Origin of the sequence: Mesobacillus maritimus, assembly GCF_023715205.1 — a bacterium.
Classification (GTDB): Bacteria; Bacillota; Bacilli; order Bacillales; family Cytobacillaceae; genus Mesobacillus_B; species Mesobacillus_B maritimus_C.
The window spans coordinates 96,118-115,377 of sequence record NZ_JAMBNR010000007.1 but is presented as its reverse complement, the minus strand read 5'-3'; the positions used below and the strand labels follow the sequence as shown (position 1 = coordinate 115,377).

24 protein-coding genes are annotated in these 19,260 nt (G+C 39.0%); 3 read left to right on the top strand and 21 right to left on the bottom strand.

Annotated features, from left to right (window positions below; translation table 11 throughout):
• Nucleotides 1-4: 4 nt before the first annotated feature.
• The 19 genes from ahrC to spoIIIAA form a co-directional block, all read right to left on the bottom strand.
• Nucleotides 5-454, bottom strand: coding sequence for a transcriptional regulator AhrC/ArgR (gene ahrC / locus M3182_RS11670; RefSeq protein ID WP_251430322.1), 450 nt, complete (start codon nucleotides 452-454; stop codon nucleotides 5-7).
• Between the two features lie 234 nt (nucleotides 455-688).
• Nucleotides 689-1,528: a TlyA family RNA methyltransferase gene (locus M3182_RS11665; protein ID WP_251430325.1), complete on the bottom strand. Its 840-nt coding sequence runs from the start codon at nucleotides 1,526-1,528 to the stop codon at nucleotides 689-691.
• Between the two features lie 3 nt (nucleotides 1,529-1,531).
• On the bottom strand, nucleotides 1,532-3,424 hold the full coding sequence (gene dxs, locus M3182_RS11660) for a 1-deoxy-D-xylulose-5-phosphate synthase (protein ID WP_251558177.1): 1,893 nt from the start codon (nucleotides 3,422-3,424) through the stop codon (nucleotides 1,532-1,534).
• 101 nt (nucleotides 3,425-3,525) lie between these two features.
• Nucleotides 3,526-4,392 carry a polyprenyl synthetase family protein gene (locus tag M3182_RS11655; protein ID WP_251558237.1) on the bottom strand — a complete coding sequence of 289 codons (867 nt, stop codon included), beginning with the start codon at nucleotides 4,390-4,392 and terminating at the stop codon, nucleotides 3,526-3,528.
• Nucleotides 4,393-4,421: 29 nt separating this feature from the next.
• Entirely contained in the window at nucleotides 4,422-4,655 is a 234-nt protein-coding gene (locus M3182_RS11650; protein WP_251430331.1) for an exodeoxyribonuclease VII small subunit, read from the bottom strand.
• Nucleotides 4,648-6,003 (bottom strand): exodeoxyribonuclease VII large subunit, encoded by a 1,356-nt coding sequence (gene xseA, locus M3182_RS11645; RefSeq protein WP_251430334.1) that lies wholly within the window; start codon nucleotides 6,001-6,003, stop codon nucleotides 4,648-4,650. Before xseA ends, M3182_RS11650 begins: the two co-directional genes overlap by 8 nt.
• A gap of 172 nt (nucleotides 6,004-6,175) precedes the next feature.
• Complete coding sequence (gene folD / locus M3182_RS11640) at nucleotides 6,176-7,042, bottom strand: bifunctional methylenetetrahydrofolate dehydrogenase/methenyltetrahydrofolate cyclohydrolase FolD (RefSeq protein ID WP_251430337.1); 867 nt, start codon at nucleotides 7,040-7,042, stop codon at nucleotides 6,176-6,178.
• Between the two features lie 54 nt (nucleotides 7,043-7,096).
• Nucleotides 7,097-7,486: a transcription antitermination factor NusB gene (gene nusB / locus M3182_RS11635; protein ID WP_251430340.1), complete on the bottom strand. Its 390-nt coding sequence runs from the start codon at nucleotides 7,484-7,486 to the stop codon at nucleotides 7,097-7,099.
• Nucleotides 7,487-7,805: 319 nt separating this feature from the next.
• Entirely contained in the window at nucleotides 7,806-8,213 is a 408-nt protein-coding gene (locus M3182_RS11630) for an Asp23/Gls24 family envelope stress response protein (protein ID WP_251430343.1), read from the bottom strand.
• 16 nt (nucleotides 8,214-8,229) lie between these two features.
• On the bottom strand, nucleotides 8,230-9,585 hold the full coding sequence (gene accC, locus M3182_RS11625) for an acetyl-CoA carboxylase biotin carboxylase subunit (protein ID WP_251430346.1): 1,356 nt from the start codon (nucleotides 9,583-9,585) through the stop codon (nucleotides 8,230-8,232).
• Nucleotides 9,586-9,600: 15 nt separating this feature from the next.
• Nucleotides 9,601-10,107, bottom strand: a complete 507-nt coding sequence (gene accB / locus M3182_RS11620) for an acetyl-CoA carboxylase biotin carboxyl carrier protein (RefSeq protein ID WP_251430349.1) — start codon at nucleotides 10,105-10,107, stop codon at nucleotides 9,601-9,603.
• A 461-nt stretch (nucleotides 10,108-10,568) separates the two neighbouring features.
• Nucleotides 10,569-11,123, bottom strand: a complete 555-nt coding sequence (locus M3182_RS11615; RefSeq protein ID WP_251430352.1) for a SpoIIIAH-like family protein — start codon at nucleotides 11,121-11,123, stop codon at nucleotides 10,569-10,571.
• On the bottom strand, nucleotides 11,123-11,788 hold the full coding sequence (gene spoIIIAG, locus M3182_RS11610) for a stage III sporulation protein AG (protein ID WP_251430357.1): 666 nt from the start codon (nucleotides 11,786-11,788) through the stop codon (nucleotides 11,123-11,125). The genes M3182_RS11615 and spoIIIAG overlap by 1 nt, the downstream gene beginning before the upstream one ends.
• Nucleotides 11,775-12,413 carry a stage III sporulation protein AF gene (spoIIIAF, locus tag M3182_RS11605; RefSeq protein ID WP_251430361.1) on the bottom strand — a complete coding sequence of 213 codons (639 nt, stop codon included), beginning with the start codon at nucleotides 12,411-12,413 and terminating at the stop codon, nucleotides 11,775-11,777. Before spoIIIAF ends, spoIIIAG begins: the two co-directional genes overlap by 14 nt.
• Before the next feature lie 12 nt (nucleotides 12,414-12,425).
• Nucleotides 12,426-13,631, bottom strand: a complete 1,206-nt coding sequence (gene spoIIIAE, locus M3182_RS11600; protein WP_285867943.1) for a stage III sporulation protein AE — start codon at nucleotides 13,629-13,631, stop codon at nucleotides 12,426-12,428.
• Between the two features lie 35 nt (nucleotides 13,632-13,666).
• On the bottom strand, nucleotides 13,667-14,056 hold the full coding sequence (gene spoIIIAD, locus M3182_RS11595; RefSeq protein WP_251430543.1) for a stage III sporulation protein AD: 390 nt from the start codon (nucleotides 14,054-14,056) through the stop codon (nucleotides 13,667-13,669).
• 14 nt (nucleotides 14,057-14,070) lie between these two features.
• A complete protein-coding gene (gene spoIIIAC / locus M3182_RS11590; RefSeq protein WP_251430363.1) occupies nucleotides 14,071-14,277 on the bottom strand; it encodes a stage III sporulation protein AC in 207 nt (68 codons plus the stop codon).
• Between the two features lie 19 nt (nucleotides 14,278-14,296).
• Nucleotides 14,297-14,812 (bottom strand): stage III sporulation protein SpoIIIAB, encoded by a 516-nt coding sequence (spoIIIAB, locus tag M3182_RS11585; RefSeq protein WP_251430365.1) that lies wholly within the window; start codon nucleotides 14,810-14,812, stop codon nucleotides 14,297-14,299.
• On the bottom strand, nucleotides 14,813-15,736 hold the full coding sequence (gene spoIIIAA, locus M3182_RS11580; protein WP_251430367.1) for a stage III sporulation protein AA: 924 nt from the start codon (nucleotides 15,734-15,736) through the stop codon (nucleotides 14,813-14,815).
• Nucleotides 15,737-16,118: 382 nt separating this feature from the next.
• On the opposite strand from spoIIIAA, the gene M3182_RS11575 reads away from it, so the two are divergent.
• The 3 genes from M3182_RS11575 (at nucleotide 16,119) to M3182_RS11570 (ending at nucleotide 16,818) form a co-directional block, all read left to right on the top strand.
• Nucleotides 16,119-16,277, top strand: a complete 159-nt coding sequence (locus M3182_RS11575) for a hypothetical protein (RefSeq protein WP_251430369.1) — start codon at nucleotides 16,119-16,121, stop codon at nucleotides 16,275-16,277.
• A gap of 272 nt (nucleotides 16,278-16,549) precedes the next feature.
• On the top strand, nucleotides 16,550-16,675 hold the full coding sequence (locus M3182_RS26150; protein WP_285867850.1) for a hypothetical protein: 126 nt from the start codon (nucleotides 16,550-16,552) through the stop codon (nucleotides 16,673-16,675).
• A gap of 53 nt (nucleotides 16,676-16,728) precedes the next feature.
• The gene (locus tag M3182_RS11570; protein ID WP_349775448.1) at nucleotides 16,729-16,818 is read left to right on the top strand and encodes a hypothetical protein; all 90 of its coding nucleotides are present in this window, start codon (nucleotides 16,729-16,731) and stop codon (nucleotides 16,816-16,818) included.
• Between the two features lie 737 nt (nucleotides 16,819-17,555).
• Here M3182_RS11570 and efp read toward each other — a convergent pair.
• Nucleotides 17,556-18,113, bottom strand: a complete 558-nt coding sequence (gene efp, locus M3182_RS11565; RefSeq protein WP_251430373.1) for an elongation factor P — start codon at nucleotides 18,111-18,113, stop codon at nucleotides 17,556-17,558.
• A 21-nt stretch (nucleotides 18,114-18,134) separates the two neighbouring features.
• Nucleotides 18,135-19,196, bottom strand: a complete 1,062-nt coding sequence (locus tag M3182_RS11560) for a M24 family metallopeptidase (protein ID WP_251430375.1) — start codon at nucleotides 19,194-19,196, stop codon at nucleotides 18,135-18,137.
• Nucleotides 19,197-19,260: the final 64 nt, after the last annotated feature.

Here is a 19,260-nt window from a genome sequence, read left to right as displayed (position 1 = left end):
TCAATTACAACATTTCTAGGAAACGATTTTTAATAATTTCAGTATCACTTTCTGTTCGACAAATAATTAATATCGTATCATCCCCACAGATGGTTCCTAGAATTTCTTCCCAATCAAGATTATCGATTAGAGCTCCAATCGCATTAGCATTACCCGGCATTGTCTTCATTACAAGCAAGTGTCCTGCATGGTCTATGCGTACGAATGCATCCATTAGCGAACGTTTTAGCTTTTGAAGCGGGTTAAATCTTTGATCGGCAGGCAAACTATATTTATATCGCCCGTCAATTAAGGGTACTTTTACAAGATGCAATTCTTTAATATCTCTAGATACTGTTGCCTGAGTTACATTAAAACCATCTTGTTTTAGACGATCTACAAGATCGTCCTGGGTTTCAATTTCGTCATTCGCTATTAATTCGCGAATTTTTATATGTCGTTGTCCTTTATTCAATCCTATCACCTCTAGAATACACAATGCATAATGGTAAACTACTTCTTATGTTATCCGATTTTTCGACAATGTACAATCTTTCGTTTGCACAGTAAACATCCTAATATAGAAAGGCTTTTTAGAAATTCCATTTGAATGAATTTTATTTTGCAAACACTTACTCATTTTCAAGGACTCAAGCGTTTACGTTCAGGTTTCAGAAAAACTTCACAAAAAAAAGAATAGGCTGAGTGCCTATTCCTCTGTGCGTTTTGTTTTCAGCTCAGAATGAGCTTGTTCAACAATCTTTAATGGTTCCGTTGGTAAAAATAAGGCTCCTACGTCACCCTCTGAATTTAGCTGTAAATGAAGCAAGAATTCAATGTTTCCCTCTCCTCCGGTTATCGGAGAAAAGGATAAATCCTTTACATCAAATCCAGTTTTTAGTGCAAAATCAATCATATTTTCAATGACAGATAAATGAACTTTCGGATCTCGTACAATCCCCTTTTTTCCAACTTGCTCCCGCCCGGCCTCAAACTGTGGTTTCACTAATGCAACCACATCACTTCCTTGAACAAGCAACGTTTTTAAGACAGGGAGGATTAGCTTTAACGAAATAAAACTTACATCAATGCTTGCAAATTCAGGCATACCTTTTGTTAAATCAGCTGGTGTAACATAACGGAAATTCGTTCTTTCCATAACTTCCACCCGCTCATCTTGCCTTAATTTCCATGCAAGCTGGTTGTAGCCAACATCCAAGGCATAAGACATTTTTGCTCCATGTTGCAAAGCACAATCAGTAAAGCCTCCTGTAGATGCACCAATATCAAGAATAATTTTATCCTTTACATTTAAATCAAATATTTTCAATGCTTTCTCTAACTTTAAACCTCCCCTACTGACGTAAGGAAGAACATTTCCTTTTACAGTTAGTGGGAGATCAGCATTAACTTTTTCGCCTGCTTTATCAAGACGTTGTTCATTTGTATAAACGAGACCAGCCATAATAGCTCGCTTCGCCTTTTCACGTGTTTCCACAAGCCCTCTTTCAACAAGAAGGACATCTAATCGTTCTTTTTTGCTTTTCATGGATTACGCCCTTTTTTCTTTTTGCCTTGCTAGTTTTGAAACTTTTGCAATCACAGCTTCTGCTGTTAGATCTATTTCTTTTAATAGTTCGTCCACATTTCCATGTTCTATGAACTTATCCGGAATTCCGATTCGTTCAATTCGCGCACCATGGAATCCTAGGTCATTAGCGGACTCCATGATGAAACTTCCAAATCCACCTTGAAGTACAGCCTCTTCAATCGTTAAAATCGGCATATCGCTTCCAATTATTTCCTTCAGCATCTTGATATCAAGTGGCTTTAAGAACCTACAGTTTATGACCTTCACAGATGTCCCTTGCTTTTCCAGTGCTTCAGCTGCTTCTAATGCCATTGGAATCGTCGTTCCGAACGTTAAAATCGCTGCGTCCTCGCCTTCTCGCAGAACATCCCAGCTTCCGATTGGTATTTCATGAAGTTTCTCGTCCATTGCAACTCCTAAACCATTACCACGTGGATAGCGCATCGCAATCGGTCCATCATCATACTTCATCGCAGTATAGACTAAATGTTGTCCTTCATTTTCATCTTTCGGCATCATCAACACTAGATTTGGAAGACTTCTAAGGAATGCAATATCAAAAACTCCTTGGTGTGTCTCTCCGTCAGCCCCTACTAGACCTGCCCGATCAATCCCAATAAATACATTTAAATTTTGGCGACAGATGTCGTGAATTACTTGGTCATATGCACGTTGCAAAAAGGTTGAATATATGGCCAAAAATGGCTTCATTTCTTGTGTCGCAAGACCAGCTGCAAATGTAGCAGCGTGCTGCTCCGCAATTCCCACATCGAACATTCTGTCTGGGAATTCTTTCGCAAACCCTTCTAGCTTAGAACCAACAGGCATTGCAGGAGTAATCGCTACTACGCGTTTATCCTCCCGAGCAATTCTTCTAACTGTCTCACTCACTAATGAGCTCCATGCTGGAGCTGTCGTCTTGCTTTTAACAAAATCTCCGGTTTCAGTCTTATACGGGCCTGTCCCATGCCATGCCCCAATTTTATCATTTTCAGCAGGACGGTAGCCTTTTCCTTTTTTCGTTAGTACATGCAGTAGAACTGGACCATCGTATTTTTTGGCATATGCTAGATTTTCAAGTAAGTCTTCATAATTATGGCCGTCAACAGGACCAAGATAGGTAAAACCAAGTTCCTCGAAGAACATTCCTGGCACCAACATATATTTAAATGTATCTTTAATTCGTTCAGCTGTACCTGCTAGTTGATTTCCAAAAGCAGGTATTTTCTTGATGATCATTTCTAGTTCATCTTTCGCCTTGTTGTATTTACCAGCTGTTCTTAAACGCCCTAATACATTATGAATGGCTCCTACATTAGGAGCAATTGACATTTCATTATCATTTAAAATCACAATCATTTTTTCTTTTTCATGACCAATGTGATTTAAAGCCTCTAGAGCCATCCCACCCGTTAAAGCACCATCGCCGATAACAGGTACAATATGGGATTTTTCACCTTTTAAATTGCGAGCTACCGCCATCCCCATGGCAGCAGAAAGGGATGTTGAACTGTGACCAGTTTCCCAAACATCATGTTCACTTTCAATCATTTTTGGGAACCCACAAAGGCCTTTATATTTCCTTAATGTATCAAATTGACAAGCACGCCCAGTTAGAATTTTGTGAACATAGGATTGATGCCCCACATCCCAAAGAATTTTATCTGTTGGACTATTAAAGCACTTATGGAGAGCAATCGTTAATTCCACGACCCCCAGATTAGGACCAATATGCCCTCCGGTTTTCGATAGTTTCTCAATTAAAAAATGCCTGATATCTTTACTTAGTGATTCCAACTCTTTAATAGAAAGATTTTTTAGGAATGAAGGGTCTTTTATCGATAAAAGATCCATGCCGGATCACTCACTTTCATTTCTGACTTAATAAACACGTACATTTAGGTAATCAGGATGGATTATAGCATAAACAGCTTCAAGGCTCAATATTCGGGCTTTCAAGATGTCCTCAACCCAATAAGATCCGTAATTTGGTCAAGAAGACTTGTCTCCAAACCAGTATTATCCAACGCTTGTTTAGCTTGCCCTATGTGATATTCTAAAGCTTCTTTAGCTCCAGCAATTGTTAAAAGGGATGGATAGGTATTTTTTTCATTATCTGTATCACTACCAACAGGCTTCCCTATCTGTTCTTCTGTTCCTTCTAGGTCAAGAATATCATCTCTTATTTGAAAGGCCAGTCCAATATGAAAAGCAAATGTTTCTAACTGTTCTTGAACTGTGGTTGAAGCTCCTGCTAATTCAGCACCTGCAGATACACAATAAGAAAGTAAACGCCCCGTTTTGTTGGCATGAATATATTCTAAATCTCTTAAGGTTAGCTTTTTCCCTTCCCCTTCCATGTCCGCTATTTGACCGCCAACCATTCCTTCAGCTCCAGAGGCTTGAGAGAGTTTGTTAATTAGTGATAATTTTGTTTCTGCACTTGCAACTTCCGAAGACATTTCTCCAATTGCTTTAAAGCTCAATGTTAAAAGTGCATCGCCAGCTAATATAGCTGTTGCTTCCCCAAATATTTTATGATTGGTAGGCTTTCCTCTTCTCAAATCATCATCATCCATACTTGGGAGGTCATCATGTATTAGCGAGTAAGTATGAACCATTTCAATGGCAGCCGCTGCATCTAAACCAATATTAGGGTCTTTCCCAAACGCTGTGATTGTGGCCATTAGCAACATTGGTCGAATTCGCTTGCCACCTGCCTCTAATGAATATAACATTGATTCTTTTAATGCTTCAGGGGCCTCTAATGGAAGTATGAATGCACGGAGTCTATTTTCTAGAAGAGGCTTATATTTGCTCATAAACGACTTTAATAAATCCTGTTGCAAACTTATTCCTCCTCATTTATCACGAAGTCAACCGTTTGGCCATCATCCGTTAATATTTTTGTGAGTTGCCCTTCAACATGTTTTAACTTATTATGACATAGCTTTGAAAGCTCCATCCCTTCCTTATAAAAAGAAATGGCTTCCTCGAGAGGGACGTCTCCTTCTTCAAGCTTTTCAACAATTACTTCTAATTTTTCCATAGCCTCTTCAAATGTTAATTCCTTTTCTTCAGGCATTTCCTTCACTCTCCTCTATATTGCTAACAACACAATGAATTCTTCCATCAGGTAATTGTACTTGTATTTTATCATCCTTGTTCACGTTAGAGACCGTTTTAATGAGTTTTCCGTCTTCATTATAAGATAGGCTATAACCTCGCTCCATAATTCTTAAAGGACTTAAAGCCTCAAGCGTAGATAGCATTCCTGCAAACTCTTTTTGTTTTTCAGAAAGAGTAGCGCCCATTGACCTCTCTAATCTTTTCGTTAACCGAAAATGATTCTCTTTAGAGACTTTGACTAGTTCGTCAGGATGTTTTCTTTCTAATCTCCTTAACAACTTTAAATGATCTTCGGCTTTTGTTACTGATAGTTTTGAGGCACTCTTTCTCAAGGCCTCTGTAACTCGGTCGACTTGTTCTAGTTTTTGTTCATAAAGCCTCTGCGGATATCGGAAAGCATATGACCGCTTTAGTCGATGATACCGTTGCTGTTGGAAACCGATTTTCTCTTTCATTGCTCGTACCAATCTTACTTGACGATTCAACACTCTCTCTAGCAAATCATCGATATTAGGCACAGCTAGTTCAGCTGCCGCTGTTGGGGTAGGAGCCCTCATATCCGCAACAAAATCGGCAATCGTAAAATCCGTTTCATGTCCAACAGCTGAAATGATTGGAACTTTCGAGGCAAAAATGGCTCTTGCTACTGCTTCTTCATTAAAATTCCAAAGTTCTTCGATGGAACCCCCACCACGACCAACAATGAGTACATCAATCTCTTTCCTCTGATTAGCTAATTCAATCGATTTGACAATTGAAGTTGCCCCTTGCCCGCCCTGTACCAGAGCTGGAAAAAGGAGAATATTCGTTATTGGGTATCTTCGTTTGATTGTGGTAATAATATCTCTTACTGCTGCACCAGTAGGTGACGTGATGACTCCAACAGTCCTGGGATATGGTGGGAGAGTTTTTTTTGCAGTTTTAGAAAATAACCCTTCCTCTTCCAGACGTTTTTTTAACTGTTCGTACGCTAAAAATAAATCCCCAATTCCATCAGGTTGCATTTCCTTCACATAGATCTGGTATTGCCCCGTCGGTTCATAAACGGTTACATCCCCTTTAATGAGGACTTTCATGCCATTCTCAGGTAAAAACTTCATATTACGAGAATAACGTGAAAACATTACAGCCAAAATTCGAGCCTTTTCATCTTTCAACGTAAAATACATATGTCCACTAGAATGTTGCTTAAAGTTTGAAATTTCACCTTTTACATACATCCCCTGTAAATGCGGGTCTGCATCGAACTTCCTTTTTATGTATTTGGTTAATGCAAATACTGTTAAATGACGGTTATCCTTCACTTTAAAACCCCTGCCTATCGCTTAGTGCTGACTGCTGGTTATGGCAATTTCTACTACATTACTTCTTCATAGTAAAAAACTGCCTATATCCATTATAAGTTTTAGAACCCCATTCGTCATCAGCAAGGACGAACCGAAGGTGTAAAACTCAGCAGATATAGGCAGTTGTATTTTATTTTGTGCTTTGAAGTGTTTTTAGTGAGTTTCGTGCTGATTTTAGAGTGTTGTCCATTAGCATTGTAATTGTCATTGGTCCAACCCCTCCAGGTACAGGAGTAATGTATCCTGCTTTTTCCTTAACCTCTTCGAAGGCTACGTCACCACATAACTTTCCTTCTTCATTACGGTTAATCCCCACATCAATAACAATAGCCCCCGGCTTAATATGTTCCTGTTTTATAAAGCCCGCGCGTCCAACTGCTGCAATGACGATATCTGCAGCAAGAGTATGTTCCTCAAGATTCTTTGTACGGGAATGGCAGTATGTAACAGTAGCATTCTCATTAAGCAAAAGCTGCCCAACTGGCTTTCCTACAATATTGCTTCTCCCTACGACAACAACATGCTTCCCTTCAAGGTTAATCCCCGTTTCTTTTAACATCACAAGGATTCCATAAGGTGTACAAGGTAAGAATGAGTCTTGTCCAATCATCATTCTACCAATGTTTATAGGGTGGAAACCATCCACATCCTTATCTGGTGAAATTGCTTCAATCACTTTCATTTCACTGATATGTGCTGGTAGTGGAAGTTGCACGAGGATTCCATGAATGGATTCATCTTGATTTAATTCGTCAATCTTTCCGAGAAGTTCCTCCTCAGGTAGATCTTCTGCATATTCAATTAAGACTGAATGCATTCCGAGTTCTTTACACGTTTTTTGCTTATTTCTAACGTAAGTCCTAGATGCTTGGTTATCTCCTACTAACACAACTGCCAGACCAGGAGTGATTCCTGATTTCTTAAGGACTTCTACCTGCTGTGCGATTTCCCCTTTTCGTTTCTTGGCAATCTCTTTTCCATCAATGATATGTACCAACCTTGCTCATCTCCCTTTATGTTTTAAGGTTCGACTAGCCATTAAACATATAGCTTATAAAGCCTGCTTTACTTTTGAAAGTAAACCATTAATGAAACGGCTTGACTGGTCATCCCCATATAATTTTGCAATTTCGATTGCTTCGTCTAAAACAACATTAGCCGGTACTTCTTCTTTACAATAAACCAACTCATAGATAGCAAGACGAAGTAAACTTCGGTCCACGTGTGCAAGTCGCTCAATGCTCCACTTCTCTAGGTGATTTACGATTGTCTGATCAATTTCATCCTGATGTTCTAGTACCCCTTCAACAAGCTTTGTCAAATAAGCATCACTTGGTTGATCTTCTAGGACATGCTCAATCGCTTCGTTCGTCTCAACCTTGCTCATATCAATCTGGAACAAGGCCTGCAATGCCTTTTCTCTTGCTGTTCTTCTTTTCATTCTGTCAAAACTCCTTTTTGCGATTACCGTTCAATAAAGTGAAACTTCATTCAGTGGGGGTTTTCTCATTCCCACTGAATGCTAGTTACGCAAAGCCTGATTGGTTTTTCTAAGGGCAAAGCCTTCCTAAAGAAAATTTCGATTTCACTAACCGGGCTTTTACTGGCAGTCGGGATAACAAAATAATAGCATACCATTCGCTATGTGCGTATAGCATTTATTATTTTTACTTTCACAAAAAAATATTTCAATTTCATGCTCTCTATCTTACCTTATTTAAAACAAAAAACCAAAGACAGAGACTGTCTTTGGCCATCGATTAGATTTCATCCTCAATTTCAGTTTCAGCTTTTGGATTTTCAAACTGAATTCCCACAACATGGATATTAACCTCTGAAGCTTCAAGAGCTGTCATGTTAAGCAGTGCTTGGCGAATATTATCTTGGATTTTCTGAGCGACACTCGGAATTGACAGGCCAAATTTCATCATACAGTATACATCGACCTTAATTCCTTCGTCAGAAAGTTCTACGCGAACTCCTTTTCCATGGTTCTTTTTACCAAGACGCTCAACAACACCTGCCGCAAAACTTCCACGCATTTGAGAAACACCTTCAACCTCAGACGCGGCAATTCCGGCAATGACTTCAATCACCTCAGGAGCGATTTCAACCTTACCTAAGCTATTATCCCCTTGATTCATTTCAAGTACACGCTGTTCACTCATTGCTTGCACCTCCAAATTATTCTTCAGCCATGACATCATACATTTCTAAAAACTTTGTGTTAAACTGTCCGTCAACAAACTGCTCATGACTTAGCAATTTTAAATGGAATGGAATTGTTGTATGAATTCCTTCAACTACAAATTCGGACAGCGCTCGCTTCATACGGCTAATTGCTTCTTCACGAGAATTTCCGTGAACGATCACCTTTGCAATCATCGAATCGTAATATGGAGGAATTGAGTAACCCGGATAAGCAGCAGAGTCAACACGAACTCCTAAACCACCTGGAGGCAAATACATTTGAATTTTACCTGCAGAAGGCATAAAGTTCTTCGCTGGATTTTCGGCATTAATTCTACATTCAATGGCCCAGCCATTAAATTCAACTTCATCCTGTGATAGAGTAAGCCTTTCGCCAGAGGCTACTTTAATTTGCTCCTTAATTAGATCAACTCCAGTTACCATTTCAGTTACTGGGTGTTCTACCTGGATACGGGTATTCATTTCCATGAAATAGAATTGACGATTACGGTAATCATATATAAATTCTACCGTGCCAGCGCCTGTATAAGCAACTGCTTTTGCAGCTTTTACAGCTGCGCTCCCCATTTCTTTACGCATTTCACCGTCCAAAGCAGGAGAAGGTGTTTCCTCGAGAAGTTTTTGGAGCCTCCTCTGAATAGAACAGTCCCTTTCTCCAAGATGAATCGTATTTCCATAATTATCCGCCAAGACTTGAATCTCAACATGACGGAAGTCCTCTATGTATTTCTCAATGTACACACCAGGATTTCCAAAAGCTGTGTTCGCTTCTTGTTGGGTAATATTAATGCCTTTAATCAATTCCTCTTCTGTTCTGGCGACCCGAATCCCTTTTCCGCCGCCACCCGCTGTAGCCTTAATGATAACAGGATAACCAATCTCTCCTGCAAGTTCAACTGCTTCATCTGTGTGGTTAATGATGCCTCTTGAACCAGGTACAACTGGAACATTCGCGTCACGCATCGTTTCTCGAGCAACATCTTTTGTCCCCATTTTTTGGATGGCCTCGGGTGTAGGACCAACAAAAATAATATTGACTTCTCGACACAATTCAGCAAAATCAGCGTTTTCAGCGAGAAAACCATAGCCAGGATGGATGGCATCGCATCCAGTTAATTTTGCAACGCTAATAATATTTGTAAAATTTAAATAGCTGTCTTTAGAAGCCTTTGGTCCAATACAATAGGCCTCATCGGCTAACTGTACATGTAAGGATTCCTTATCCGCTTCAGAATATACCGCCACTGATTCAATCCCTAATTCACGACAAGCACGAATAATGCGAACAGCAATTTCTCCTCGATTCGCTATTAATAGTTTCTTTATCATTGAAAATACACTCCCTTATTCAGGCTTCACTAGGAATAAAGGCTGGCCATATTCCACAAGTTGTCCGTCCTTCACTAGAATTTCTACAATTTCACCGTCAACTTCAGCCTCAATTTCGTTGAACAATTTCATTGCTTCAACAATGCAGACGACCGAATTCTTATTTACTTTTGAACCCGGCTTAACGTAAGCATCGGCATCCGGTGATGGAGATTGATAGAATGTTCCAACCATTGGCGAAGTAATTTTATGTAGATTGGCTTCTTCTTGAGCGTTTACCTCTTGAGTTCCCAATTTCGGACTTTCAACTTGCACTTCCGGAGTAGGTGCAGGAGTTGCTACTTGAACCGCTTGAGGAGCTACTGGTGTTTCCTGTACTACTCTCGCAGGCTCTACAACCACTTGCTTTCCTGCATTTTTCTTCATTTTAATTTTTGAACCTTCATTCTCATAGGTAAATTCTTCGATGCTAGATTGATCAACAAGTTTAATTAATTCGCGAATTTCTTGGACTTTTAACATATTAGACACCCCTTAGCTATTTTTCTCGTGAAAATCTTGTTTTTTATTGCCTATTATAGATAGTACCTAGACATTGATTTAAATCTACTATTCAAATAAGAAAATAATAAAATTGACTTTTGCTTGTCTAGTTTTATTCAGCGACCTTTTCACCCCGCTAAACACGTAACAAGTTTTATGACTAGATACTAATACTATACGATAATACCATGTGAAAGTTCAATAAGCGATATGACCCGAAATGTTGAAAGAGTATTCAAACTATTAATTCTATTTTAATATTATTTGAAGCAAAATGGAAATGGTTAATGAAAATTAGTCGTCCCTTATTCAAATTAAGATGCTTAATATGTTGAACTTTTTTCTGAAGGCAGAGTGAGTAGGCTACCTTTAGCTGTTACTATTTATGGGCATAAGAAACCAAAAAAATAACCAGTGCAAAAAGCACTGGTCTTTTAAGATTATTTTTCTGGTTGGAAAGTAACCGCTACAGCCTGTAATGAACCCAATTCATTTCGAACCATTTGAATGATCTCATTGGCTTCAGCAGCAGAGTGTTCCTTTGCTTTTACCGTAACACGAACTTTTTCACCATCCGCTCGCACTAAAGCATCTTCATAGCCCATTGTCTTAATAAGTGTTTCTAATACACTTTCTTTCTGAGAAACGCTATCTAATTCTTTCATTTTTTCATAAGCATCGTTTCGTTGTTCAACAGGAAGATCAGTAGAAGCAACAATTTCTTGGTACTCTTCCTTCATTTCACTACGCTGATCTTCAAGGTTTAACCGAAGAGCCTCAAATTGCTCGTCACTTGCAACACCAGAAATCACTGTCTCTCCATCTTGAGATTCAGTTGTTTCTTTTTGTTCCTCAGTTACAGTTTGCTCTTCTTGCTCATCAACTGTTGCCAAGTTCCCCTGATTTGGTTCTGGTGAAGTAATATAGTAGACAGATAACACCACGACTAAACTAAGCATTGTTAACAACCATACAGTTTGCTTTTTCAATAACATTAAGAATCCCCCTTAGATTTTTTTGGTAGGACTGAAACACGGTGACTTGGGACTTCAAGCGTTCGTGTAACAGCTTCTGTAATCCATTTTTGAACCTGTACATTTTCTGCTCCTTTTGCTACAACAAGCACCCCCCTAATAGCAGGTTTCTTTGTTTCTATCACAATAGGAGTTTCTTTTTCTCCTTCGCGAATAATCACGAGTTGTTCATCTTTCGAAAGGTCCTCAACCCCTCGCTTGCCTCCCTCCCGATCTGTTTCCTCGGTGGTTTGGGATTGGGTAACTGTATTCTTTTCTAAAACCTTTTTTTCAGTGGCATCAACGTTTACGACTACCGTTACATCCTCTACACCAGCAATCGCCTCCAAAGCCTCTTTCAATTCATTTTCATACTCTGCCTCATAATCTGCGATCATGTTATTTTCAGCTGTTTTTTTCTGCCCAAAAGCTGGCTCATCTTCTTGTTCTGTACTTGAGCTAAAGGTCGGAATTCCTTCAGAGTCGGTTCCATTGCTTGTAAAAAGATTTCCTACTAGCATAACCGCAACCCCAAACACGACAGCAATTAGAAGATAAGGGTATTTGCTCGTCTTCTTTTCCTGTGAATCTTCACTTTTTGTTAACTGTTTCTTAATCCAACTTAACGGACCTTTATCGTTGCCCATCGCTACTCTGTGTCCCCCCTTCTATGACTTCAATTGTTGATTTCGGAACATTCCACTTTTCCGATAGAAAAGTAATCATCTCATCGGTGTTCTGTGATGATTCTCGTTTTGATGGAAGGGGCTCGGAAGTATCAATTTTCACCTCTTTTACTACAGCCACTGCATCATCCTCTTCTCCTTGGCGGACTATTTCAACCATAATCGATTGAAGGTTTTCAGGAGCTAGGTTCTCGTCCAATTTCTCAGCCACTATTTCGATTTCTGCGATTTCCATCCCGTACTTCTCCATCAACTCCTCTTCTGCGTCCTTTTCTAATTGGACAGCCGTTTGTTCTAAAATATATGCATGTTGGGAGGCTTGTATTTCTTTTTTCTGCAATTCTATTAAATTTTCCATTTCTTTTTGGTCAACCTGACCTTCAACATTGGAAAGGGACCCGATTGCTGTTTCAAAATCACTTGTAAATATTTTTATAATTGGTGAAAGAATGATCGAAATCAACAACAAGCTGACGACTACTTTCACGTATTTTTGCAAATTCGAATTAGGTAAGAGCATGTCGATGATCGTTGCAAGCAATATGAAAATGATAATATTCGTAATCCACTCTTTTAGAAAATCCAAGATTTGCTCCTCCTATCGAACCATCATCGTTAAATTTCCTGCAGCCACAATTACGGTGATGCTTAGGAAAAACATAAGAGACACAATCGCCAGTGCTGCAAAGACATAAATAATACTTTTTGAAATGACATCTAGACAAGAGATTACTGGGCCACCTCCAAGAGGTTGAAGAATGGCAGCAGCAAATTTATAGGTAAAAGCAATTAGCAGAATCTTCACCGCAGGAAACGCTGCAATCAACAGCACAATGGCTACACCTGCAATCCCAACGGTATTTTTTAATAAAACGGATGCACTAATCACAGTATCCGTTGCATCTGTAAAGAATCTGCCTATTACTGGAATAAAGTTACTCGTCATAAATTTTGCTGTTCTCAGGGTTACTCCATCCGTAACTGCAGTTGCGGCTCCTTGCACAGATATCACGCCAAGGAACACCGTCAGAAATAATCCTAGTAATCCAATACTCCAATTCCTGAGCAAACCAGCTAACTGAGTTACCTTGTAGTGTTCGGTTAAAATGCTAACAATGCTTAAGAGGGCTGATAGCATTAATAGGGGCAATACAATATATTGAATAAATATCCCACTCGTGTTCATTAAAAATAAAATAACAGGGTGAAAAAACGCCGCTGATACAACCCCTCCTGAAGATACAATTAATGCTAATAGGAGTGGAATTAAAGCTAAAATAAAGTGGATCATTTTCGATACTGTTTCACTTGTATAATCTAAAACGATATGGAAGCTGTTTAAAGCCATAATAATCAGAACCATAAAAACAATCGCATAGGCAACCTTACTAATCGTACTCTTCTCAAAGGCATTCTGAAGAGTCTGTAAAAAGACACTAAAGATCGTTAGGAGTACTATGGAACCGAGTAATTTTCCATTGGCAAGAAATTCGTGAAACATGAATCCTAGAATGCCTTTGAACCACTCTTTCAAGCTAAACTCTTTTTCCCCACTAATAAATTCGTATAAACTACCTTTCTGACTTTCCGGTAAGAAGCCACCGTATTCTGTTAATACGTCTTCCCAAAATCGCTGAAGTTCATCGATATTTAAAGCCTCCAACTGTTCTTCAGCAATCGTTTCCGTATCGAGGAAGGCTTCTCCTTCTGGATTGCCCTCTTCAATGGTAGCTTGTACATCCATACTCATGAAAAAAAAGAAGGCAAGAACAAATGTGATCGTTAGCCGCATCTTTTGCTTCATTCTTTTACTCAACATGAATACTTCCTCCTCCCTGTTTAGCCAGGGATTAACTGAATAATTGTTTCGATCATCACAGTTAAAATTGGGATCGCTGTAGCAAGAATAAGAATCTTTCCTCCTAGTTCAATTTTTGAAGCAATTGACCCTTGCCCGGCATCCTTCGTAATTTGGGCGGCAAATTCAGCAATATAAGCAATCCCAATGATTTTTAAAATCGTTTCTACGTAAACTAGATTGACTTGTGCATTGGAGGCTAGCCTCTCAATCATGTTGATAATTAAATAAATCTGATCGACAAGAAATAGAAAAATCGCACATCCTGTAAAAACAATGAGCAAAAAGGCAAAATTAGGTTTTTGTTCTTTTAAAATAAGGGCAAGAAAGGTAGCAACTAAGGCAACCCCAATAATTTGTACTATTTCAATCGCTTAGCCCTCCCTCACCCTTGGAATAGAAAGACTGACTTGATTTTGTCAAATAGATCATCGACAATTGATGCAACCATAAACAATATATATATAAAACCAAATAGGGTAACCCATTGGGCGTATTCTTTCTTTCCCATCTGATCAAGAATCGTGTGCAAAAATGCCACTACAATACCGACACCTGCAATCTTAAAAATAATATCTACATCCAAACCCATCTTGTCTGCCCCCTATTTCTTACATCAATAAGATAATTAGTAATAATCCCGATAAAAAACCGAGACTTTTGACCATTTTTTCATATTTTATTTGCCGATCATAAGCATCTCCTTCTTCTCTTTCAAGGTGTGTAATTGCTAGATGAATTTGTTTCTGTTGCGAATACCGATCATGACGCCCAAGCGTTTCTCCAAATTGACGCAATATTTCATACTCACCTTGTTTCAAAGCTGTAAGCTTCCAAGTGTCGTTTAAACTTTCCTTCCACGCATCTCGGACCGTCGTCTCTGATTCCATTAGCTTAGTGGCAAACGTCTCAAAGAGGAAGGATATGGGTTTAGATAATTGAGTTGCAAGCTTACGCGAAGCCTCATGAAGAGGGGTGTGCCCGTACATGATTTCTGCTTCTAATGACTGAAGTGCAGATTTCAAATGCCTTAACTGCTGTGGTCGTAGACTCAACTGTTTCGCTGCTTCCATGCCCGTCCAAGATGTTGCGACTATAATGAACGCGGCACCGATTATTTTCATCATCTAGCTCACGCTCACTTTACGAGATATTTCAGAACCGTTTCCGTCCCTTATACAAGCAATGCTACCCGGCCCCTTGCTTCTCGATAATTCAATAAACCTTTCGAAAATTTCCAACTTGAGAATCGGTTGCAAAGTTGGGCGTTTTCGTATATCTTCAAGTGACTGACCATGAGTGGTCATGATGAGTTTAATTCCTGCATTCACCGCTTCCATGATAGCAGCAGCATCCTCTTCTCTACCTATTTCATCTACGATTAATACGTCCGGGCTCATAGAGCGGATCAGCATCATCATTCCTTCTGCTTTCGGACATGAATCTAAAACATCAATCCTCGGGCCAAATGATAATTGGGGAATACCATGGACACATCCTGCAATTTCAGATCTTTCGTCTACAATTCCAACTTTCATAGCCGGAATATCCTTTCCAGGTTCCCCTGTCGAAATCAGTCGGGCCACATCTCGAAGCAGCGTAGTTTTCCCAGTTTGGGGTGGTCCAATAATGATTGTATGGTGCCACTCTTTGTTGTATAGAAACGGCAGCAACGGATTTGCAATTCCTATCTTTTCTCTTGCAACCCGAATGTTAAATGAAGAGATGTCCCTAATTGCCTTTACCTTTCCACCATCAAGGATGACTTTCCCAGCAAGTCCTACTCGATGACCGCCAGCAATCGTGATATAACCCCGCTTAAGCTCTTCTTCAAGAGTGTACATCGAAAAGTTCCCAAGTTTATTTAAGAGCTGGATTCCGTCCTCTGGTGCCACGATATAAGGTAAATAGATTGGGAATCCTCTAGCAATCACCTCTAGAGGCCGATTAAGGCGGACTCTTATTTCTTCAACCATTTCTTTTTCTGCTGAGGGAATCGCTTCGAGTGCAACCACAATTTTCTTTGGTAAAAATGATAAAATATCCTGCATAATCTACTCCTCCTGATTAATCCCTCTCACTACTTAAAATGTATGCTGGCTTGGACACAATATGACTTACAAGTTAGAAAGAGGAGATAATAAGAAAAGCGAAAACGGCTCGTTCAACTCTGACAGGCATAAGGCGCACCTGAATAAAAGGCGCTTTTTGCCTTTATTTCAGGGGTGACTTATGACCCGAGGAGTTAGCCGTTGGAGCTAGACATAGAAAAGCGGAGGCACTGTTTAGGCACGTTAAGCATAAGACGCACCCTTTTAAAAGGTGCTTTTTACTGGATTAAGTCTTTTACCCATAGGCAACCGCTGCTAGAAGATTCTCATGACTCGTTAGTGTCGGATTTATAAGTTTTCCTAACGGAAGGAGGTTAAAATAGTGAATAAGGATCACAAACGTTTCCAACAAAAGCAAAGAGATTTAAAAAATCGATATATTGGTGATGACAAAAACAATCGTACAGAGGTTAAAGACCAAGACTATAATAATGGTCGAAACACTGATATGTCCCCAGGTGCTACTGGACGTGAAATTTAGGTAAATCACTTTTTTTAAAACCCAATGAAAAGATATATTAAAACAAGGGCCATTTTTGGCCCTTGTTCCTTTTCATGTAGGTTGAATTTTAAACAAAACGCCTTTTTAACTCTTACGAATAGATTTTTGCTTCTCCATTCGTTTTAAAAAATCAGAATTTCCTCATTGGGGAGTTTTAAAGATTGATTAAGGCCATTTGCCATAAAATCTCCAAATTTTTTCGAGACATATTAAGTTAAAGTACCTATATAGGTATAAGAGGTGGTAAGCAAATGAAAAAGTATATTTTTTTAGCAATTCTTTTATTTATCATAAGCGGTTGTGGGATAAGTACTTATCAAGATGTCACAATCGAGGATGCTAAAGAAATGATTGCAAACGGAGAAGTAGAAGTGTAGACGTTCGAACAGAGGGGGAATTCGCTGAAGGACATATTCCTGACGCAACATTGATGCCTCTTCAATCCCTAGAAGAATTGAAAACCTTAAATAAAGAGACAAGTTATCTGGTCGTTTGTAGAAGTGGGAATCGCTCCTCCTAAGCAAGTGCCATACTAGCTGAAAACGGGTTTAAAGAAATATATTACATGACCGGTGGGATGAATGAGTGGGATGGAGAGATTCAATAATAAAAAAGGAAGTCTGGGTGTTTGTCGAGCCCAACGGTGAAGGACAAATCACTATTGCCCAAAAGCTAATACTTTCTACAGCACGTCGACATTAAAAAAGTAGTAAATTGAAGATTCGCATACCCAAAAATGCAATCGAAAATGTGGCCTATTTGATCCACCTTTTCTAACTGTTTTTGCAATTAATAATAAGATGGCCATAATAGAGCGGACAAAGATGAGTGATTTGATAAATTAGTGAAGAATTTTCTCTTAACTATGAAATTTACACTAAGTAACTTAAACAGACGGAAATATTCCGACTACTGACTAAAAAGTGAAAATGAGTAATTTTGCTTTGCTTAGTCGGAAAATATCCTTTTATATAACGTAGAACCAGGCTCTATTCGGCAGTCTGACAGGAAAATCTCCACTTACCTTTAATTTAATGTAAGCTAAATTGTCTATCAAATTGAGAGTGAAATAGTAGGGGCATAACAGACTCTGCAATTTGGTGTGCATTTCCCTATATAAATTTTAACTATTCAGCTAACTGGCTTTACACCAATAAAAATGAGTGTCAATTTCATATGCAAATTGACACTCATTTTTACCTTGATTAGGAAACAGAACCCGCTAAATATTTTTAGCGGGTTTTTTTAGAAAAGTCATTATGCACGAGAAACATATGATCCATCAGTGGTATTGATAATTAGACGGTCCCCTTGATTAACAAAGAACGGAACTTGGACACTCAACCCAGTTTCAAGGATAGCAGGCTTTGTCCCACCTGAAGCGGTATCTCCTTTAATTCCTGGTTCAGTTTCTGTGACTTCAAGTTCTACTGTATTAGGGAGTTCAACACCTAGAGTTTCACCTTGATACATCATAATTGAAACTTCCATATTTTCTTTCAAGAACTTTAGTTCGTATTCAATAGAGGTTGCTGGTAGTTCAATTTGCTCATAAGATTCATTATCCATGAAGACATGTTGGTCACCACTAGCATATAGATATTGCATTCTACGATTGTCGATTTGTGCTTTTGCAACTTTTTCACCAGCGCGGAATGTTTTTTCTTGAACCGCACCATTACGTAGGTTACGAAGCTTCGAGCGAACAAACGCGGCACCTTTTCCTGGCTTAACGTGTTGGAAATCCATGACACGCCAAATGCCACCGTCTACTTCAATTGTTAATCCTGTACGAAAATCATTAACTGAAATCATTAATAAAAATCCTCCTAGCCTTTAAAGAATAATTAGTTCTTTAGGTGAATGCGTTAGCCTTTCATTGTGGTTATCTGTAATAACAATATCATCCTCTATTCTTACACCGCCAAGGCCAGGTATGTATATCCCAGGCTCAACTGTCACGACCATTCCTGGTTCTAAGACAACATCTGATTTAACAGATAACCCAGGTCCCTCATGAACTTCTAAACCGATACCGTGTCCAGTAGAATGTCCGAAGTTTTCTCCGTATCCTTTTTCCGTAATATAATCACGTGTTAAGGCATCCGATTGTTTGCCTGTTAAACCGGGTTTGATTCCGTTAACACCACGAAGTTGCGCTTCGAGTACAATCTCATATATTTCCTGTAATTTATCTGATGGCTGCCCAACAGCAACCGTTCTCGTAATATCGGAAACATAGCCATTATAGTACGCACCAAAATCAAGGGTAACAAAATCACCTGATTCAATTACTTTCTCACTCGCAACTCCATGAGGAAGGGCCGAACGATATCCAGAAGCGACGATAATATCAAATGAAGAGGAAGTTGCTCCTAAAGATCTCATAAAAAACTCTAACTCATTCGATACCTGTAATTCAGTTTTACCAGGGCGAATGAAGTCTAGAATATGTTTAAATGCAGCATCAGCGATGTCTGCAGCTTCCTTTAATATCTTAATCTCTGTCTTTGTCTTAATCAAGCGTAACTTTTCAATTTCACCTGAAACTGGCACAAGTTCTGCACTAATTTCCTTATCAAACAATTTATAAGTTGAAAAGGTAACATGGTCTTCCTCAAAACCAAGCTTCTTAATACCCAGATTTTTCACTTGCACGCCCACTTCGTTCGCAATGCTACCTTTTTGTTGAACCACTTCATAGCCTGCGCATTGTTTTTCAGCTTGCTCAGTATAACGAAAATCTGTAATAAATAGAGCTTTTACTGGTGTAATTAAAACTGCACCTGCAGATCCAGTAAATCCTGTCATATATCTCCGATTATGGCTACTTGTTATTAAGAAACCGTCAAGTCCCAGTTCCTCTATCCGATGTTGGATTCTTTGTAATTTTTCCATCGTATAACCCCTCCCTTATTACTTAAAAAAAGAATGTTCAATATGAACATTCTACCATAACTCG

Coding starts and splice junctions, on each gene's coding strand:
- M3182_RS11665 (WP_251430325.1), bottom strand. CDS start 1,528: ATGAAAAGCAAAAAAGAACGATTAGATGTCCTTCTTGTTGAAAGAGGG.
- dxs (WP_251558177.1), bottom strand. CDS start 3,424: ATGGATCTTTTATCGATAAAAGACCCTTCATTCCTAAAAAATCTTTCT.
- M3182_RS11655 (WP_251558237.1), bottom strand. CDS start 4,392: ATGAGCAAATATAAGCCTCTTCTAGAAAATAGACTCCGTGCATTCATA.
- M3182_RS11650 (WP_251430331.1), bottom strand. CDS start 4,655: ATGCCTGAAGAAAAGGAATTAACATTTGAAGAGGCTATGGAAAAATTA.
- nusB (WP_251430340.1), bottom strand. CDS start 7,486: ATGAAAAGAAGAACAGCAAGAGAAAAGGCATTGCAGGCCTTGTTCCAG.
- M3182_RS11630 (WP_251430343.1), bottom strand. CDS start 8,213: ATGAGTGAACAGCGTGTACTTGAAATGAATCAAGGGGATAATAGCTTA.
- accC (WP_251430346.1), bottom strand. CDS start 9,585: ATGATAAAGAAACTATTAATAGCGAATCGAGGAGAAATTGCTGTTCGC.
- accB (WP_251430349.1), bottom strand. CDS start 10,107: ATGTTAAAAGTCCAAGAAATTCGCGAATTAATTAAACTTGTTGATCAA.
- M3182_RS11615 (WP_251430352.1), bottom strand. CDS start 11,123: ATGTTATTGAAAAAGCAAACTGTATGGTTGTTAACAATGCTTAGTTTA.
- spoIIIAG (WP_251430357.1), bottom strand. CDS start 11,788: ATGGGCAACGATAAAGGTCCGTTAAGTTGGATTAAGAAACAGTTAACA.
- spoIIIAE (WP_285867943.1), bottom strand. CDS start 13,631: ATGAAGCAAAAGATGCGGCTAACGATCACATTTGTTCTTGCCTTCTTT.
- spoIIIAC (WP_251430363.1), bottom strand. CDS start 14,277: ATGGGTTTGGATGTAGATATTATTTTTAAGATTGCAGGTGTCGGTATT.
- spoIIIAB (WP_251430365.1), bottom strand. CDS start 14,812: ATGATGAAAATAATCGGTGCCGCGTTCATTATAGTCGCAACATCTTGG.
- spoIIIAA (WP_251430367.1), bottom strand. CDS start 15,736: ATGCAGGATATTTTATCATTTTTACCAAAGAAAATTGTGGTTGCACTC.
- M3182_RS26150 (WP_285867850.1), top strand. CDS start 16,550: ATGAAAAAGTATATTTTTTTAGCAATTCTTTTATTTATCATAAGCGGT.
- M3182_RS11570 (WP_349775448.1), top strand. CDS start 16,729: ATGCCTCTTCAATCCCTAGAAGAATTGAAAACCTTAAATAAAGAGACA.
- efp (WP_251430373.1), bottom strand. CDS start 18,113: ATGATTTCAGTTAATGATTTTCGTACAGGATTAACAATTGAAGTAGAC.
- M3182_RS11560 (WP_251430375.1), bottom strand. CDS start 19,196: ATGGAAAAATTACAAAGAATCCAACATCGGATAGAGGAACTGGGACTT.